The 1,377-nt window shown below is 72.9% G+C and carries 1 protein-coding gene; it reads left to right on the top strand.

What is annotated here, in order from left to right; all coding sequences use genetic code 11:
• The coding region (locus B9S61_RS00040) for a hypothetical protein (protein ID WP_103540322.1) at window positions 1-1,377 on the top strand (1,377 nt) is incomplete at both ends.

Below are 1,377 nucleotides of genomic sequence, written 5' to 3'. Positions count from 1 at the left end.
GCGACGGCGGCGACGGACGACACCCGGTTCGCGGCGGCCGGTGTCGTGCTGTCGCTGGCACTCGCCCTGGCCGGACTGGCCGCCCTGCTGCCGCGCCTGCTCCCCGGGCGGCGCCCCGCCGGCGAGCAGGAGGTGCTCGACTGGTTCGACGCGTGGCTGGCGGAGTACCGGCCGACGGTCGGGCTGTACTTCTCCGGCGGGTCGGCGTCCGCCTACCAGGCCGGCATGTGGCTGGAGCCCCTCGCCCGGCTGGACACCCGTCCGGTCATCGTCCTGCGGGAACGGTTCATGGTGTCCATGATCCCGCCGACCGACATCCCGATCGTGTGCCTGCCGAAGGTGCCCACGCTGATGCGGCTCGAGCACTCCACACTCCAGGTGCTCATCCACCCCTCGAACTCCGGCAAGACCTCCCAGGTGCTGCGCATCCCCACGATCAAGCACGCCTTCGTCAACCACGGCGAGAGCGACAAGCTGTCGTCGTGCAATCCCTACGCGAAGGCGTACGACGAGGTGTGGGTGGCCGGCCCGGCGGCACGTGAGCGGTACGCGCTGGCGGAGGTCGGGGTCGAGGACAAGGACGTGGTGGAGATCGGCCGCCCGCAGCTGGACGCCGTACTTCCCTGCGCGGGCCCGCCGGCCGGGCGCCGTACGACCGTGCTGTACGCGCCGACCTGGGAGGGCTGGGACGGCGAACCCGGCAACACGTCGGTGGTCGCGGCCGGCGAGAACCTGGTACGGGCCCTGCTCGCCGACCCGGACGTGCGGCTGCTGTACAAGCCGCACCCGCTGACCGGTTCGGTGGACCCGCGGGCGGGCGCCGCGGACCGTCGCATCCGGGAACTCATCCGCGCGGCCAACCGGTCCGGCTCCGGGCCGCGCCCCGGCCGCTCGGAGGAACTCGCCTTCCGCACTCAGGAGCTGGACCGTCTCACCACGGACGGGTTCGGCGACGACGCCGACCAGGTCGAGCGGATGCTGAGGCAGTCCGCCCCGGAACCGGGCCGGGCCGAGGCGGTGGCGCGGGCGACCGCCGCCTGGGAGGAGGCGTACTGGGCCTCACTGCCCGAGGGGGAGCACCAGGTCGTCACGGAGGCACGCCCCTCGCTCTACGCCTGCTTCGACGTCACCGACCTGCTGATCAGTGACGTGTCCAGCGTGATCACCGACTTCCTGGCCAGCGGCAAGCCGTACGCGGTGGCCAACACCGGCGGCCTCTCCGAGCAGACGTTCCGCGCGGCGTTCCCGACGGTGGCGGCGGCGACGGTCCTGACCCCGGACGCGGCCGGTGTGCCGGCCCTGCTGGAGTCGGTCCGCCACCCGGAGAAGGACGAACTGTCCAAGGCGCGCGCGGAGTTGAAGCTCCGCCTGCTGGGC

This window comes from Streptomyces sp. SM1 (genome assembly GCF_002910825.1).
GTDB classification, from domain to species: Bacteria; Actinomycetota; Actinomycetes; order Streptomycetales; family Streptomycetaceae; genus Streptomyces; species Streptomyces okerensis.
The sequence above is the reverse complement of the archived record's forward strand: the minus strand, read 5'-3'. Positions and strand labels throughout refer to the sequence as shown.